General features: G+C 45.1%; 10 protein-coding genes. 7 read left to right on the top strand and 3 right to left on the bottom strand.

Going from position 1 to position 17,821, the window contains the following annotated elements; translation table 11 throughout:
- The first annotated feature begins 677 nt into the window (after window positions 1-677).
- Entirely contained in the window at window positions 678-1,163 is a 486-nt protein-coding gene (locus QUA80_RS24220; protein ID WP_333427562.1) for a BP74-related protein, read from the top strand.
- A 609-nt stretch (window positions 1,164-1,772) separates the two neighbouring features.
- On the opposite strand, the gene QUA80_RS24215 is transcribed toward QUA80_RS24220, so the two are convergent.
- Together QUA80_RS24215 and QUA80_RS24210 are read right to left on the bottom strand one after the other, a co-directional pair.
- Complete coding sequence (locus QUA80_RS24215; RefSeq protein ID WP_333427561.1) at window positions 1,773-2,585, bottom strand: circadian clock KaiB family protein; 813 nt, start codon at window positions 2,583-2,585, stop codon at window positions 1,773-1,775.
- A 68-nt stretch (window positions 2,586-2,653) separates the two neighbouring features.
- Entirely contained in the window at window positions 2,654-3,916 is a 1,263-nt protein-coding gene (locus tag QUA80_RS24210) for a type IV pilus twitching motility protein PilT (protein ID WP_333427560.1), read from the bottom strand.
- A 307-nt stretch (window positions 3,917-4,223) separates the two neighbouring features.
- Here QUA80_RS24210 and QUA80_RS24205 point away from each other — a divergent pair, with 307 nt between their 5' ends.
- The 4 genes from QUA80_RS24205 (at window position 4,224) to QUA80_RS24190 (ending at window position 13,587) form a co-directional block, all read left to right on the top strand.
- Window positions 4,224-5,621: an amidase gene (locus QUA80_RS24205; protein WP_333427559.1), complete on the top strand. Its 1,398-nt coding sequence runs from the start codon at window positions 4,224-4,226 to the stop codon at window positions 5,619-5,621.
- A gap of 312 nt (window positions 5,622-5,933) precedes the next feature.
- Window positions 5,934-8,708 (top strand): NHL repeat-containing protein, encoded by a 2,775-nt coding sequence (locus QUA80_RS24200; protein WP_333427558.1) that lies wholly within the window; start codon window positions 5,934-5,936, stop codon window positions 8,706-8,708.
- Between the two features lie 562 nt (window positions 8,709-9,270).
- Complete coding sequence (locus tag QUA80_RS24195) at window positions 9,271-11,274, top strand: cation:proton antiporter domain-containing protein (protein ID WP_333427557.1); 2,004 nt, start codon at window positions 9,271-9,273, stop codon at window positions 11,272-11,274.
- A gap of 654 nt (window positions 11,275-11,928) precedes the next feature.
- The gene (locus tag QUA80_RS24190; protein WP_333427556.1) at window positions 11,929-13,587 is read left to right on the top strand and encodes an alpha/beta hydrolase; all 1,659 of its coding nucleotides are present in this window, start codon (window positions 11,929-11,931) and stop codon (window positions 13,585-13,587) included.
- Window positions 13,588-14,666: 1,079 nt separating this feature from the next.
- Here QUA80_RS24190 and ilvC read toward each other — a convergent pair.
- Window positions 14,667-15,665, bottom strand: a complete 999-nt coding sequence (gene ilvC / locus QUA80_RS24185; RefSeq protein WP_246276732.1) for a ketol-acid reductoisomerase — start codon at window positions 15,663-15,665, stop codon at window positions 14,667-14,669.
- Between the two features lie 359 nt (window positions 15,666-16,024).
- Here ilvC and gloA2 point away from each other — a divergent pair, with 359 nt between their 5' ends.
- The gene (gene gloA2, locus QUA80_RS24180) at window positions 16,025-16,411 is read left to right on the top strand and encodes an SMU1112c/YaeR family gloxylase I-like metalloprotein (protein ID WP_333427555.1); all 387 of its coding nucleotides are present in this window, start codon (window positions 16,025-16,027) and stop codon (window positions 16,409-16,411) included.
- Between the two features lie 104 nt (window positions 16,412-16,515).
- Window positions 16,516-17,808: an endonuclease/exonuclease/phosphatase family protein gene (locus QUA80_RS24175; RefSeq protein WP_333427554.1), complete on the top strand. Its 1,293-nt coding sequence runs from the start codon at window positions 16,516-16,518 to the stop codon at window positions 17,806-17,808.
- Window positions 17,809-17,821: the final 13 nt, after the last annotated feature.

The following is a 17,821-nucleotide window of genomic DNA, read 5'->3' as shown; positions in this document are numbered from 1 at the left end:
ATTGGTTTTCTCACAGGATGGTCTTGGATCTTACATTCTTTATCTCTAGCACATCTTTAGAAAAATGGTATAACAGTCTTGGACGCAAAAACGCGGTTGATTCAAGTAATTTGGTCATATACGATCGATCGCGACAACCATCGAGCGAGTTTTTTTGAGAAGCCTGCGTCCAGGACTGGCTAAACCCACATTCCGCACCAGCCAAGTGTCACACTACGAATTTTCGGAGTTTGGCGAAATTGAACTGGCGATGCCAGTCCAATTACGACTTTTATATATAAAAAGTGACTATTTAGGTTCACCAAATTACGCAAAAACCGATTGTGACAGTGGAGGAGCCGCAAGTGGGCCTAAATCGCACCGGGGCCGGTGAAACCGGGTTTTTTACTGAATCTGCTGTCTACAAGGCGTCTTTCCGTAAAAAAAACCAGTTTCTGATCCACATTTCGCACCCTGAACTGTCACACTGTTTTTTAGGAACAAAACAATGGGGGTTGTACGAATCATTACTCCAATTTATTCTTAAAAATTGTTAGCTATTGAGAATAACGGAGCGATCGAGGGATTTGTCTGTGAAAGCCTAAAACCCTTACTTAGTAACTATTTAAAGCTCTTTTCCTTCGATGTGACAGTTGAGGGTGCGGAATGTGAGGTGCAGTAATAATCACTGCAGCACAGTGGTAGGATTTGTTTTGGCAAGTAAAGAGGTTTTTACCATGAATCTATTTCAAAAACTAACTTCTCTCATACGTCGAGGACTAACTGTATTGGCTCTTGTTGGTATGCTGGGTATCAGCTTTAGTGCTCCATCATACGCGGCTGCACCTGCCAGATTTGTCTTGGAAACCCCACCCGCCCCCGATCAATTCGTTATTGAGCTCACTGATGAGAGTAAGATCCAACAAGCCCGGAATATACTCAATGGAACCCAGAAAGATGAAACCCATGTAATGGGAAGAATTATAAAAAGACCTGCTCCCTACAATTCAAAATGGAGCTATCAATTAGATCCAGCGTCTATCGGCTTCTTTAGCTTCGCGATAGAAGTTTGTGATGCTAATATTGGGTACGTCGAAGACCACCTTGATGAAGCGGGTGGAGCATTTTTACCAGGTTTGTACTGGTGTCCTTGGAATTCACGGCTAGTCAAGGAAATTCAGTAACCTGAAAACTTTCATTCAAAAAGCATCGCATTTTTCTGGAGTTAACACCTTTTGTCGAAGAGCCTGGTTTTACTGATGTAAGTCGGCAATCACTTTTTGTGCCGCATCCAGTTCCTCTTTAAGTCGAGAAACTTCTGCCTTCAGTTCTGCTACTTCACAATTTTGGAAGGATGTACGTATTGGCGCACCTTACCGAAATTTTTCAGCAAAGTAAGTTAACCTAACAGTCCTGGACGCAAAAAACCGATTTCTTCAGGTAATTTGGTCAGAAGCTGTACTGCATTTAAATTGTATGTTGAGGGCGGATATCCTGCCCGCTCCACAAGAGTGAAAGTTTCTTTTACCATACAATTTAAATACGGATTAGCTTGTACGCTCGATCGCGACCGCGAGAAACCGGGTGTTTTTGAGAAGCCTGAGTCCACGACTCCCTAAACCGCATCGGGGCTGGTGAAACCGGGTTTTTTACCGAATCTGGGCCCCGATGCGTCTTTTCGTAAAAAAAACTGGTTTCCAAACGATCGCGCGTCCAGGACTATGTTGTTAATTCAATGGCGAGTCAACCGGCGATCGCCAGTATTAAATAATCGCAAAAATCTTCGCCCAAATCTAAAATTCTGAATAGGTTAGCAGCCGCATTATTTTTTCATCATCGTTCAATTCGCCGACAATTCGCCGCACGGGTTTCGGCCAGATTTTAATCAAAGTAGGAGTTGCTGAAATCTGATCTGCCTCAGCTTGTTCTGGATGTTTCAAAACATCAATTACTTTCAAAGTGTAGGGACGATCGAGGCTTTTCTCTAAGAACTGGTGTAAAGTTTCGAGGGTGCGTTCGGTGCTGGGATTGCTGCCGGAAACAAAGAGGCGCAAAACGTACCCTTGAGTTTGTGGCGGTGGGGTGAGTGCTGTTTGTTTGGGAAGCGGAGTCTGCTGCGATTGCGGGTGCGATTGCGGGAAGGATGAGGGAGATACGATCGAACCGATCGAGTCCGATCGATCTTGGGGACTGGCATACTGTACAATTAATTCGTGATTTTCCCAAAGTTCGGGGAATTGTTGGTGATAAATAGCGATCGCCATCGGTTCGCACATTTCTTCGCTGCGGGGATGCCAAACCAAGTCGCCAGTTCCAAAAATGGCGTTTAGCAGCGTTTGATGTCGCAGCACCGGGGGGTATGCCTCGGCAGCAACCCGCAACTGCCGATCGTTCCGATCGAGCCAGCAGTCAACGGTTGCCGTATAGCAAGGAATTAGAAAATGCGGCGGTTCCGACAAACCCAGTATCTCCTGTAGAGCTACGCACAACTGCAAGTGCCACTGAGTTTGCTTGCGGGAGTCTATACAATAGATTAAGTCTCCCCCTGGTGTAAACAGCGCAATGCCTTTGAAAAATTCTGGCAAAATCGGGCGATCGACTTTCAATGAAGTACACCAATAAAAGTTAAAAGTTAACAGTTAAAAGTTAACTTTTAACTGTTAACACTCGACCTTTAGACTCGGCCTCGCAGCATCTGAGCCATTTCGTTAGGGAACGGCGAGTTCTCCACACAAAGGTCTTCGGTAATCCGACCTTCTTGATAAAGGCCGTAGAGCGACTTATTCATCGTCGTCATGCCTTCATAAGTATCTTTAATCATAATTTGATTGATTTCCTCATTCTGACCTTTCAGAATGTATTCCTTAACCACGTCGGTATTGATCAAAACGTCGTGGAAAGCAGCCCGCTTCCCGTCTGTGGTTTTGCACAGCAGTTGAGCAATAATCGCCACTAGGGATTCGGAAATGGAAACCCGTATGGCTTCCTGTTCTTCGGGCCCGAACATATCCAGAATCCGGTTCAGGGTTTTAATCGCACTGTTGGTGTGCAGGGTTCCTGCAACTAAGTGACCTGTCTGAGAGGCTTTGAGGGCGATTTCCACCGTCTCTCTGTCCCGAATTTCTCCTACTAGCATCATGTCCGGGTCTTGCCGCAGAGCGCCTTTGAGAGCGTTCATAAACTTGAGGGTGTGCCTGCCGACTTCCCGGTGCTTGATCAAGGATTTTTTGCTTTCGTGTACGAATTCTACCGGGTCTTCGATCGTGATGATATTGTAGGCTTTAGTCTTATTGATGTAGTCGATCATCGCTGCCAAGGTGGTAGACTTACCCGAACCTGTCGGACCCGTCACCAAAATCAGCCCTTTGTGGTAGCCGCATATTTTCTTAAAGACCTCCGGCAGCTTCAATTCCTCCAGTGTCATTATTTTGGAAGGAATTAGCCGCAGCACCATTGCCGGGCCGGCCAAGGAGTCCATGCAACTGATCCGAATGCGGACGAACCCGAAGTCGAAAGCGCCGTCAAAATCTAAGGTTTTTTGGAAAATTTCAATTTCTTCATCGCTCATGCACTCGTGCAACCAGCCAAAAAACGTATCTAAATCCGTCGGTGGATAGCCGATGTCGGCAATCTCGCCCCGGGTGCGGAAGCGGGGAACTTCGTTTACTCCGAGGTGAAGGTCGGATACTCCTTCATCTTTGGCTCGGAGGACTAGCTCTTTCAAAGTCGGAGATCCGCCGCTGCTAAAGCTCGGGTTTTTAGGTGTGGCGAAGGATTTGGGCGCGGCTGCGGGGGGCGGGGCTGGTGCCGGCGGCGGTGCTGGTGGCATTCCTGCTGCTCTGGGCGGCATCCCGGGAGCTGGAGGACGGGGCATTCCTGGTGGCGGGGGAGCTCCGGGTACGGGCGGGCGAGGAGCTGGCGGATGCTGTTGTGTCATATGCGCTACCTTAAATTGGTGAGAAGGCTGACTCGAACAGATGATTTGTGGAAGTTTAGACAATGCCGATCGCCATTGTGCGTCTCTTGCACAAAAGCTTAACTGTTCTCCTCAGTCTACCGCAAGATCGGGTTCTGCTGGTGCAATACAAAGCAAATATTCTGCCAATAGGAGGATGCGCTCACTCTCGCTCTACAACCAAATATGGATTTCCCACATTTTTGGATAAATTTTTTAACGGAAAGAGTTTTACGCAGGCAAGTAGTATAAATTGATACTTTGATCCAACTATAAAGGACTTAAACCGATGAATTCTGTCGATCGGGCTTTTACTCCAGCTATAGAGTTGGCGGAGTCGATTCGCGCCCTAGAGGTGTCGCCTTTAGAAATTGTCAATCTGTACTTGGAACGGATTGAGCGATTAAACCCTGAGCTTGGCAGTTATTTTACAGTAACGGCCGATCGGGCGATCGCCCTAGCACAATCTCAAACCGAACAACTAGCTAGGTTAAACAAATCACAGGAATTGCCACCTTTTTTCGGAGTACCCATCGCCATTAAAGACTTGACACCAGTTACCGGCGTTCCCTGTACCTACGGGACTCAGGCTTTGCTGGGCAAGATATCTGCCTACGACGAGTCAGTAGTATGGCGGATCAAAGCAGCGGGATTTAACATTCTCGGCAAAACAGCCACCTCTCAAATTGGCTCATTACCTTACACCGAACCCGAAGGTTTCCCGCCCGCGCGCAATCCCTGGAATTTAGACTATACGCCCGGAGGTTCCAGCGGAGGTTCAGCGGCCGCTGTAGCAGCGGGTTTGTGCGCGATCGCCCAAGGTTCAGACGGCGGCGGTTCGATTCGAGGCCCGGCTTCCTGCTGCGGTTTAGTGGGCATTAAACCCTCGCGGGGGCGAGTTTCCTGGGCACCTGTCGGAGATTACCTCAGCGGCATTTCTGCCAACGGCCCCCTGGCGCGCACTGTAGCTGACGCCGCAGCACTTTTGGACGTGATGTCAGGCTACACAACAGGCGATCCGTACTGGCTACCCGATGCAAATCCGACGTTTCTAGAGGCTTCCCGTCAAGAGTCGGGCAAACTGCGAATCGCTTTTTCTACGACTATTTCCCCTGTGGGCGAGGCTTCGGCTACCTGTCAGCAAGCGGTACTCGAAACAGTAAAATTATTGACAGATTTGGGTCACGATGTCGAACCTGGATGCCCGGATTTTACGGGTTTAATCGAACCGTTTACGGCAATTTGGCAGTCTGGGGCGGCGGCAAGCGGCATTCCAGGCCCTGCTTTGGAACCGATGAATCGATGGCTGTTAGAAAGAACTGTTTCGGCTGGGGAATATTTGCGGGCGGTGAATCAAATGCAGGTGATTTCACGGCGGATTGTGGGATTCTTTGAAAAATTTGATGTGTTAGTTTTGCCCACTTATATGCACTCGCCAATCCGGGTTGGGGAGTGGGCGGATTTGAGTTTTGAAGAAACTTTGCAGCGGATCATTAATTGGATTGCTCCTTGTCCGCCGTTTAATGCTAGCGGCTTGCCTGCGATCGCACTTCCTGCCATTTTAGATAACAACGGTTTGCCCGTGGGAATTCAAATTATCGGGCGACCGGCGGCGGAAGCAACTTTAATTGCTTTAGCGGCGCAGATGGAAGCTGCGAAACCTTTCCCGGTTTTAGATTTTAAATAGGGAAGAGCAAGGGATAAAAGCACGTATTCCTTTTTTAGGGGTATGCCAAATCAGGATTTGTGCGCGGGGAACTAGAAATCCGGTTTTTCGCAGAAATTTCTATTGACTGTTGACTGTTTGGCATTTGAACAATACTGATGCAACGGCAAACGAGAGGATTGAGAAAGGGGACAAATTTCCGGTTTAATTTTGGTAAGTTTAATTTTGGTCAACTACTATAAAACACTTTTTAAGGTACTTGACTTTTTTAGAAAAAAGGGTATAATTTTTCAAATTCCTTCCAGATGGCGGGTGTATCTAAAAAAATAGGTTATGTTTAACACAGCAGGACTGTTTGAAGAAAATCAGATTCCGAGAAATGTTGTGGGTGTTTCAGCGGCAATACTAGACTTATTCAATAATTTCGATCGCTCAAATCGGAGCGGCCAAATTGCCGTCGGCGATACCAGTGATTTATTTGATACCAGCTACGATTTGACTCAACAATCCGATTGGGCTGCCGCTGCGACTGGTAGCGCGATCCTCTACGAGGGCTTCGCTAACGACCTTTTTGAGCCATTCACCGACTTCGGTCTCCAACCGTCAGGAGGCGACAATCTTAAAGTTGATAGTAGTATAAAATCCCAGACCGCTGTCTCCCCTCAAGTTCAGAGAGACGAACTGACAGGGATGGATTTTGCTGTTGGCGATAGTGGTGGCGGGTCAGAACTCACCCTATCCCAAACTTCTTCCCTATTTCCTGATGAAAACTGGGCTTTCAATTTTAAAGATTACACCATCGAGCACCAAGGTTTAAACACCCTAAACCTCAAAGTTGGTTACGGATTAAAACCGGGAATTACCCAGAACGAATATCCCGATTTTGTGCCAATTTACCAAAGTATTGATAACTTCCTAGTTAACTACCCGAACGAAACAGATTTTTGGGAAATTGTTAACAAAAATTTGACGGAAAAGATACTTAATGAAAATCCGGTACTGACAGATGTTACGATTCAAATTGAAGTTTTACCAACGGATATATTGCCCTACGATCTAGCAAGTACAGTTTTCCGCAGTCGTTCCGGTCAAATCAAAGAAGATGCGAATTTTTCCTTAAAAGACTACGCAATCACTCACCAAGGATTAAACACGCTCAATCTCGATGTCAATTACCAGTATAAGCCGGGAATCGCTTCCACTGAATATCCCGATTACGTGCAAACATACAATAGCATTGATAAGTTTTTAACCACATATCCTAACGAAACAGATTTTTGGGAAATTCTCAATAAAAACTTGACTCAAAATATCCTCAACGAAAATCCGGCCTTGGCGGCAATTAAAATAGATTTAAACGTTTTGCCAAGCGCAAACTTGCCCTACAGCCGCACCAGCAAAGTTACTAGAACTCAACCCAGCAATCCTCAAGGAACTTTCCTAGTTGGCAATAGCAGGGGAAATAATGTACTTCGGTTTGACGGCAATACCGGCAATTTTCTAGGCGAATTTATTTCACCGGGAAGCGGCGGTTTGTCAAATCCAGATACGATCGTTTTTGGGCCAGATGGCAATGGCGACGATCGGTCGGACATTTACGTTACTAGCGGCGAAAAGCCCGGAAATTCGGGAGAACCGACAGCATCTGCGGTATTGCGGTATGACGGAATTACTGGCGCATTTATTGACAAGTTTGTCGGCGATAATCCGAACACGGCGGTCGATGAAACTGGCGGATTGTTTCGCCCTTACGGTTTAGCTTTTGGCCCTGACGGTAATTTTTATGTCAGCAGTTTTTTGAGCGACCAAATTCTCCGATATAACGGCAAAACAGGACAATTTATTGATGTATTTGCTGCGGGAAATCAGCAAGCGGGAGGATTGAATGGTCCGAACGGTTTACTGTTTGCTCCTGACGGCAATTTGTACGTGACAACGCAGGGGAGTGTTGCTCGCGATGGTAAACCAGATTTTAGCGCAAGTTTCCCCAGTCAGGTGCTGCGTTACAACCCGCAAACCCGGCAGTCAAGTATCTTTGCTTCGCCCGATCCTTCGCCTCGCAGTCAGGGATTTACAAGTCTTTTGGGAATGGCAATCGGGCCCGCTGACGGCGACCTTTATGTCAGCGATTTTGCTAACGATATCAGGCGCTACAATTTAAAAAGTGGGGAATTGGTCAAAGTTTTATCTACCAATTATACTGATACTTCGCCCAGTAGCAATTATGTAGGTAGTTTGGCTTTTTCGCCGATCGGCAATTTGTTTGCAGTTGGCTTTGACAACCGCGCCAATGCTAACGCTGCAGGCGCTATTTTGCGGTATAATGGCAAGACTGACGAACCGCTGCCAATATCGGGAAATCCTGGGTCGAGTAACAGTTCTATTTTTGTCCCTCCCGACAGCAAGCTACAGCGTCCAATAGGAATTGCTTTCTTTCCGTCCGATGATCGACTGACGCAGAAATGGAATTTTACATTGGCAAATTACCCAATTAATCATCAAGGGTTAAACAACCTGAATATTGATGTAAATTATAAGTACAAAGATGGGATTCAAAATTATCAGTATCCTGATTTTGTGCCGATTTACAAGAGCATTGACAATTTTTTAGTTAACTACCCGAACGAAACAGATTTTTGGGAAATTGTCAACAAAAATCTGACCCAAAAAGTGCTTGCGGACAACCCGGCAATTTCTTCTGTGACGGTTAATTTGGATGTTTTACCGACGAACCGATTGCCTTACGAGCGCAGCAGTACCGTTACTCGCACTCAAGATGGTAACTTAGGTGAAGCCTGGGATTTCAAGATTCCTAATTACTCGATCGATCACCAGGGCTTGAATAACCTCAATATAGATGTCAAATATCAGTACAAACCAGGAATTACGCAGGATGAGTATCCCGACTTTGTGCCGATTTACAAAAGCATCGACAGTTTCTTGACTGATTATCCCAATGAAACAGATTTCTGGGAAATTCTTAATAAGAGTTTGACGCAAAAGCTGCTAGCAGAAAATCCGGCTTTGGATTCGTTGCAAATTAATCTGGAGGTTTTGCCGACAAACAGATTGCCTTACGAGCGAGCTAGTATTGTGTCGCTAGCTTAGCCTATAATTGAAAATTAGATGGACAAATCTTGACAACAAATACATACTTAGCTACCGTAAGGGTACGATTAAGTACGTTGCGTAGAAACCTGGTTTTTTCGCGTCCAAGACTAACTCATTTAAATTGTCTGTTGTCGTGAAAAACCAGGTTTTTTTAATAAGAAACGGGGTTTCTGAATTAGACCGAGTTTGCCAAGCTCAATCTTGGGATATGGGTATGTGTCCCCCTGCATTTGATACCTAAATAATGGTGGACGCAAATAGGATAAAAAACCAGGTTTCGGCGTTAACGTCGATCGCTCACAACCTGTTATTTTGACTCTTAACCTGCTTTTTGTGCCTCCAGGAAAAAATATAGTTTTTTTTAGAGGAGTTTGCGATCCACCCAATTTCTAGTCATTAAACCCGTATTTTACCAATAAACCGAGTTGCTACCGCCCAGTCCTACTCATTACCAATTACGCTGCAATTAATTGAGAATACCTCTTTAGATTGATAGATATTTTGGTTATTTTCTTTTAAAAATGGTAGCAGTTCGCTCCCAATATTTAGGGTGAAATTTATGTTAACTTCCGGTCCGATTACCGCTCCCGTTCCCGTTTTTCTAGTTCTTTTAGCAATCATGCTACTTGCGCCGCTGTTATTTGAGCGCTTGCGACTGCCGGGAATAGTGGGTTTAATTATTGCTGGCGTAATTGTCGGGCCAAACGGTCTCAATTTGCTGCAACGCGACGCTACTATTGTTTTGTTAGGTACTGTAGGATTGCTGTTTTTGATGTTCCTAGCGGGACTGGAAACTAGCCTCGACGACCTCAAACTCAATGCGGACAAAGCTGTCATATTTGGGATGGCTACTTTTTCGCTACCGATGATATTGGGGACAGCAGCGATGCTGCTGTTGGGATATAGCTGGCTGGCTTCAATTTTAGTCGCTTCTTGTTTTGCTACGCACACGCTTTTAGCGCTGCCAATTCTGACAAAATTGGGATTGATGCGAACTCAGACTATTACTGCGACTTTGGGCGGGACTTTAATTACGAATGTGTTGGGGCTGTTGGTGCTGGCAATTGTTGTCAAAGCTTTCAAAGGAAATCTCACTCTCGAATTTTGGCTGTTTCTCATTCCATCTCTGGCTATCTACACTTTTGGTACTTTGTGGGGCGTTCCCAAAATCGGTCGCTGGTTTTTTAAGAAATTCGGACACGACGAAAATGCCGAATTTATATTTGTATTGGCTACCCTATTTCTAGTTTCATACGCAGCAGAACTAATTGAAATTGAGGCAATTATTGGTGCATTTTTATCGGGAATTGCCATTACTCAACTTATTCCCAAAATGAGTCCCCTGATGAATCGGATTGAGTTTATTGGCAATACGCTGTTTGTCCCGTTTTTTCTGATTTCTGTGGGGATGTTAATTGACCCGCTAATTTTGGTAAAGCAGCCGCAGTCTTTGTTGGTGGCGGCGGTGATGATTTTAGCTGAGGTGGCGAGCAAGTTTTTGGCAGCTTGGATTCCGGGGAAATTATTTCGTTTTGAGTTTCCCAGCATTATGGTAATGTTCGGTCTTTCTGTTGCTCAAGCTGCTTCTACTTTGGCTGCGATTACGGTTGCTTTTGACATTAAATTGGTCGATCGCGTCACGGTGAACGGCATCATTGCCATGATTTTAGTAACTTGTGTCGCTTCTCCTTGGATTGTATCTCGGTGGGGTCAAGAAATGCAGCAGCCGGGGTCGAGTTTGCCGGCTGCTACTTCGGGAAAGCATTTATGGGGAGAACGAGTTTTAGTGCCTGTTGCTAATCCGAATACGGAAGATAATTTGCTGCGTTTGGCTTTAATTTTAGCAAAAACATCTCAGGGAACTTTGCTGCCGCTGCATATTTTGTCCGATCGCGGCGAAGCAATTTCGCCCGCAGATAAAATGCAGCAAACTCAACTTTTGACGGCTGCGGAAACTGTAGCCCATGCTGCTGCTTGTGCGGTTGAACCGATCGCGAGGATAGATGATGCGATCGATCGCGGAATCCTGCGGAGTGCAACCGAACGCGAGGCTAGTTTAATAGTTTGCGGTTGGAAGGGATTTTCCACGACTCGCGACAATTTTTTTGGCAGCATCATTGACAATGTGGTAAGGCGATCGCCCGTACCCGTACTGATTGCTCGATTTCCCGATCCTCTCCAGAATACAGCCAGAATTATTTTGGCGGTAACTGAGGGCGAGTTGACGCAGTTTGGATTTCAGGAAACCGTGAATATTGCTAAGAGTTTAGCCGAGGAACTCAAGGCGAGTTTGCAAGTGTTGTTGGTCGCGACAAAACGGGAACAAAGCAACAAAAGTGCGGCGGAGGTGGAAATTCTCTCTGAGATACCAGTAAATCGGGTGCGGGGAAATTTTATCAAGCTAGTTTCGCAGAATTTGTTAGAACACGATTTGCTGATTTTAACAACAATTTCTCAGCAACAAAATTTGTGGGAAAAACCGGGAACTCTCAAGGAACCGGAAGCGATCGCCAGAACTCACCCAAATATTTCGATGCTTGTGGTTTATTTTCCTGTATCTTGAGGAAGATTTTAACCGCCGATGATGTTATGAATCAGCATTCATCTGCGGTTAATATTTTAGGACTAAAGCCAACTGGCAAATTAAACAAAGGTATGTAGTTGCGCTTTAGCGCTCTTTCTTAGCTTAGGAAAGAGCGCTAAAGCGCAACTACATACCTAAAATTTAAGCCCTATTTGTGACAATTGTGTAAGTCTTATATTTAATGCTATTCCAACAGAATGGCTGGCAAAATTTCCGCACTTTTGCGAGGTTGGCAAATACACTAGAACGCTCTTTTCACTCGCGAAGTTTGTATTTTTTGACCGAGAATTTCAAAGGTGGTACCCGCCACGTCATTTATCCGTGGAATCAATCGAAAATCGAAAATCCTCAAGAAAGAGCATTTATCTCGCGCAAGTCAATCGAAAATCGAAAATCGAAAATCGAAAATCGATTGACCTGCGTATTAAAAAATCCTTCAACTCATCATCATTAGCACCTGCAGAAGAAGTGCACTTAGGTACGGAATGTGCGATCGACAAGTAAATATGCGTAGAGGCCTTGACGATCGCACTCCGATGAAGGCAATTTCTCGGCATCTAGGACAATTTCTCGGTATCTGGGAGAATTTTGAGAATATGGTGATCTACCCCCTCATAGTTCAATAAGGTAAAAATGAGCATCAGACAAAATTTCAGATGGTTTTCTTCACTGGCGAGTGTTTTGGGTTCGATTTCGATTAATCCTTTCAGCGGCGCGACATCCTCTGTAAAAGCTGCAGAAACGGTTGTTGTCCGCAAAGGTATTTTAGAATCGTCAATATCGGTTGCGGATTTGCGGGAACTTGCAGAAACAGGAAAAGTCCCCGCAAGACTGCAAGCCTACGCCAATCTACTGTCTGACGAACAGCGGAGTAAAATTTTTCGGGCGCTGCAAGCGAAAATTCCCTTAAATGCAGTCGGCCTGAGCAACTTGCTCAATACGGGCATTGGCACTGCCATCCTGACCGATTTGACTACAGTCATACCCAGGCGCGACGGTGCGGGTGTGGAAGCGCTGCGAGCGGCTTTGGTGCAGGGAGCAAACGCGCCGGAAGGATTATCGGTATTGAGTTTCATTGAATCTTATCCGAGTTCGCGGGTAGTGGTGGATCTCGATCGAGCTTTCACAGTTTTGGGAAATATGAACGCAAGTTTTTGGCAAACTCAGCGATTTATGGCGGCGATCGCGCCTCAGCTAGCAGCGGTTAAACCCGCGTTTAACCTGCCTTTCGATCCCACCCAAGCAGGCCCTAATTCCGTCCGGGTACTCGCACTAGATTTGAACGATAGCGCCCGCAATCGACCTATTCCAGTTGACGTGTATTGGTCGAAAGCTGCGACAGCCGACAAACCGACGATCGTCTTTTCTCACGGGTTGGGTTCCGTCCGCACGGATTTGCGCTACTTAGCCGAGCATTTGGCGTCTCACGGCTATGTGGTAGCAGCTTTAGAACATCCGGGCAGCAATGAAACGAATACCAATGCTGCGATCGCGGGGAAGTGTCCCTTGCTAGCTCCTCAAGAGTTTTTAGACCGTCCCAAAGACATCTGTTTTGTACTCGACGAACTGACAAAATTGAACCAAACTGATGATAATTTGCAGGGGAAAATCGCGATCGACCGATCGGTAATAATTGGTTATTCATTTGGCGGCGCCACAGCCTTGTCCTTAGCCGGCGCCGAACTGCAATTGAGCGGACTCAAACAAAGGTGTCAGGGGGATTTGATTGGGTTCAGCTTGGGTGAAGGCATTCAGTGCGCGGCGGCCGGATTGCCCGAAGAACGGTATCAATTGCGGGATGCGAGGATTAAAAGGGCGATCGCCATGAATCCGATCGCATCATTATTATTTGGAGAAAGTGGCTTAAGTAAAATTAAGATTCCCACCTTAATAGTAGCATCTTCTGCGGACAAAACAACTCCAGCCTTAGCCGAACAAATTGCCGGATTCCCAAAAATTCCATCTCCCAAATGGCTAGTCGGTTTTGTAGGAGGAACCCACTTAAGCGTCAAAGATCCGAGTACAACTTTAAACCAAGTTCGCAGGCCGAACACAGTAATTAGCGGCGATGAAGTTGTGGGCGACCAAGCTGTTAGCATACGCAATTATATTAAAGCTGTAACTTTGGCAACGGCCGCTCAACTAACTGCCGAAGCTGACAAATATGCTGTTTTTCTTACACCAGAATACGCGCAATTTGCTTCAACACCAGCAATACCGGTGCGGATGGTAACAGAAATTCCCCCTGAAACTAATGCAGTTATCCAAACTTTCATTCAAGGAAATAAGTAGTGATTAGTCATTAGTCATTATTCATTAGTCATTATTCATTAGTCATTAAGTAATATGATGTCCGGTCAATTCCCTCCGCTTCGCCCGAAATTAGGTAGGGGCGGGTAAACCTGCCAATATCTGCCAACAATCTCCAATCTCAAAAACCCGCCCCGGCCGTTATATTACGGTCAATCGATCGGACATGATACAATATCAAATCCGGTGACATCGGAATTGATATTACCCACAGTCAGGACACCGCGCCGTGCCCTTGGACTACAATTAATCGGGCGATGGTTACATCTTTCATCGAAGAAGATTGATGATTTTGGGGTAGGGAAACGGCACGGCCGTGTCCGAGATTGCTGAGGTCTATTTTTATTCTTGAGCCGTTGCTGATATTTTTTGTCCGTGCAAGGGCAAAATATAACAAACTGCTTTCACAAACTCTACTCCCAAACTGCCATGCCTAAAAAAAATCTTATCCCGCTGTTGCTTCTGTTGGCAGTCCTGTTTACCCTTTACGGTGATACTTTAACTTTTCTCCCCAAACCTGTAAGAGATACTAGCGTGGCAAGTCGAAAGTTCTTCGTCGGGTTGTGGCCAGATTGGTTGAGGCCTAGAGATTTCAACGAGAAAAGGCAACAGGATATTGATAAATTGCAAAAAAGTCCTAGTCCCAGCCCATAGTTTTGAGCTACCAGCAAGAAACCCGGTTTCTTTAACAATACCTAGCCATTTTCTTGTAGCTTGGGTTAAGCGAAGCCCAACCAAACATGAGGATTTGAGATTGTAGATTTTAGATTTTTCCTTCAATCTCAAATCAATTAAACTTGAGATTTTAGATTTTCCTCCCAGCGGTAAGGTGTGCATTGCACACCCTACAGATAGAGGTTATGCGTCCAGGACTGTTTTAGATTGACCCTCCCATCTAAAATCTAAAATCTAAAATCTAAAATCGATTAAACTTGAGATTTTAGATTTTCCTCCCAGCGGTAAGGTGTGCAATGCACACCCTACAGATAGAGGTTATACGTCCAGGACTGTTTTAGATTGACCCTCCCATCTAAAATCTAAAATCTAAAATCTAAAATTGATTAAGCGTGCTTTTTCAACCAGCTAAACATAGCTCGCAAATCTTTACCAACTTCTTCAATAGGATGTTCTGCTTCCTGACGGCGCATGGAGGTAAAGCCCGGTTTGCCGGCTTGGTTTTCCAGAACGAATTCGCGGGCAAATTGACCGGATTGAATTTCGCTGAGAATTTTGCGCATTTCGGCGCGGGTTTGATCCGTGACGATGCGGGGGCCGCGAGTTAAATCACCGTATTCTGCGGTATTGGAGATGCTGTCGCGCATTTTGGCGAGGCCTCCTTCTACTACTAAGTCAACGATAAGTTTAACTTCGTGCAAACATTCAAAATAAGCTAATTCCGGTTGGTATCCGGCGTCAACTAAAGTTTCAAATCCAGCTTTAATTAAGGCGCTCAAACCGCCGCACAAAACTACTTGTTCGCCAAAAAGATCCGTTTCTGTTTCTTCGCGGAAAGTTGTTTCCAGGATGCCGGCTCTGGTGCCGCCGATACCTTTAGCATAGGCCATTGCCCGATCGCGCGCTTGACCGGAAGCATCTTGATATACTGCAAACAAACTCGGAACGCCTTCCCCTTGTTCGTAAGTCCGGCGTACCAAGTGTCCGGGGCCTTTGGGGGCAACCATTACTACGTCTACATTGGCAGGGGGAACAACTTGGCCGAAGTGAATGTTAAAACCGTGAGCAAATGCTAAAACATTTCCTTCAGAAAGGTTCGGTTCAATTTGTTCTTTGTAAATAGTTTTTTGAACTTCATCGGGCAATAAAATCATGATGAAGTCAGCGGCGGCGGCTGCTTTGTCTACCGGGTGAACTGTTAAACCCGCGTCGGTTGCTTTGGCGGCAGATTTGCTACCGGGATACAAACCGACAACGACATTCATGCCACTGTCTTTGAGGTTGAGGGCGTGGGCGTGTCCTTGGGAACCGTAGCCGATGATAGCAATCGTTTTGTTGGCTAAGAGGTCTAGGTTCGCGTCGGTGTCGTAATACATGCGGGCCATAGTGCTTGTCTCCTGAGATGCAAATTGGGGGATTGACTGCAAAACTCTCATTTTATCAAGGTAGGGTACTTTTTTTGCAGAATTTTTTTGGTTAAGATTTGGGCGGGGGAAAATAAAGCCCACTCGCGCTGAATTTAGCAGGGTTTCTCGCAGAGTCTGCGATCGTCAAATATAATTGTTAATAGCGTGCTGTGCATTTGAAAAAACCTCACATCTGGCACCATTCTCAAGAACAGGCAAGATGCCTGTTCCAGAAAAAGTGAATTTTCTCGCTTCACAGGCCGGAAAGCCTGTTCATAAAAAGCTTATTCAGAATGGTGCAACATCTCATAAAAACGCAAATAACTAACTTTTGTAATATGAAAATAAAGGCAATACATCATGTGGCGATTATTTGCTCGGATTACGAAGCATCGAAAAATTTTTATGTAGAAGTATTGGGATGTTCCATTATCAAAGAAACTTTCCGAACCGAGAGGAATTCTTACAAACTAGATTTGCAAGTCGGAAACGGCGACACTATCGAGCTTTTCTCATTTCCCCATCCTCCTGAAAGAGTTAATAATCCTGAAGCTTGCGGTTTGCGACATTTAGCTTTTGCAGTTGAAGACATAGAAGCATCAGTTGCTTACTTAAAATCAAAACAAGTAGAAGTAGAAAAAATTCGCCTTGACGAGATTACCGAAAAACGATTTACATTTTTCCGAGATCCCGACAACTTACCGTTAGAAATTTATGAAATTTAAGGACTAGCCCGATTTTGTAAAATCGCTCTTAAGTCAATAGGTGGGGTGTGCATTGCCCTAAAAACTGCATGATTCATTCTCAATCTAAAATCTCAAATTGTATAATGGACTCTATCATCAGAAACACAATCACGCTCGGCTTGCCTGGTTTAATGCTATTTTTAGCCATATTAGCTACAGGTAAAACAGGTGACGCAGCCGTTTGGTCGGGTTTGGTCAAAGTCGGCGGTTCCTTTGGTATGCTGATCGGCTTAGGTGTGTTGGTATTTGCAGGATTTGTTGCCAATTATTTTAGTTATTTTGTGGTAGATAGCTTGCTGGTGAGATTTTATCAAAAGCGGCGAGAGTTGGAACAGCCAGAACAACTGGTAAAAGAAATTGATAAATTGCCGATTACCAACGACCTTAAAATCAAGCTCAAATGGGCGGTACTGCACAGCATCCCCAATAAAAATATTAGCTTAAAGTACGTAATTTTAAAATGGTTTATTATCGCAGCAACTGTAAATGCCGTATTGTCAATAGTCGGTTATTTAGGAAAACTCAACATTTTTTTTGAATTAAGTTCTCATTTTAAACTACAATATCTGCTGGTTGGTTTCTCTACTTTTATATTCTTCGCTCTGGTGCGCTCAAAAAAAAGATGGTTCCTGGTGAGCGCATTTTGCATTATTATTAATTTGGCGGAAATTGTTCCTTGGTATTTTCCAGCGCCAGCATTGGCAGGAGCAACTCCCGCACACAATTTGCGGATTTTGCATTCAAATGTTTTAAGGAGTAATCGGCGATATTCTGAGGTGATATCGCTGGTTAAAGCAGAACAACCTGATATCGCGGTTTTTGTAGAAGTCAACTCATCTTGGGCCAAACAGTTATCGGTTTTAAGCGAGATTTTTCCTTACTCTTCTACCCAGCAAGAATCTGAGAGATTTGGCAGTGCAATATACAGCAAGCTGCCTTTAGAAAATTCTTCGGTTAAAGCCTTTTCAAATCAAAGAAAAAGTTTGTCGGTGGATGTTAAATTTCAAGGTAAAATCATTTCTCTGATTCTGGCTCATCCGACTGTGCCGATCAAACAGCAGAGTTTTATAAATCGCAATAAACAGCTAGCAGCCATCGGCGAGTATGCAGCCCAAGTAAAAAATCCGCTGATTGTGGTTGGGGATTTAAATACCACAATGTGGTCGCCATTCTACAAAAATATGGTAAAAACCGGAAACCTGCGAAATGCGCGATCGGGCTTTGGCATTTTACCAACTTGGCCGACTTTTATGCCGCTGGCTTATATTCCGATCGATCACTTTCTAGTCAGCAAAGAAATTGGTGTGTTGAAGATTCGTACTGGCCGAAATGTCGGTTCGGATCATTTGCCGTTAATTACAGATTTGGTCATTTGAAGGCAGGATGCGA

It is taken from the genome of Microcoleus sp. F4-D5 (assembly GCF_036704885.1).
In the GTDB taxonomy this organism is placed as follows: Bacteria; Cyanobacteriota; Cyanobacteriia; order Cyanobacteriales; family Microcoleaceae; genus Microcoleus.
Note: the sequence above shows the minus strand (reverse complement) of the source record. Positions and strands in the feature narration are given on the sequence as shown.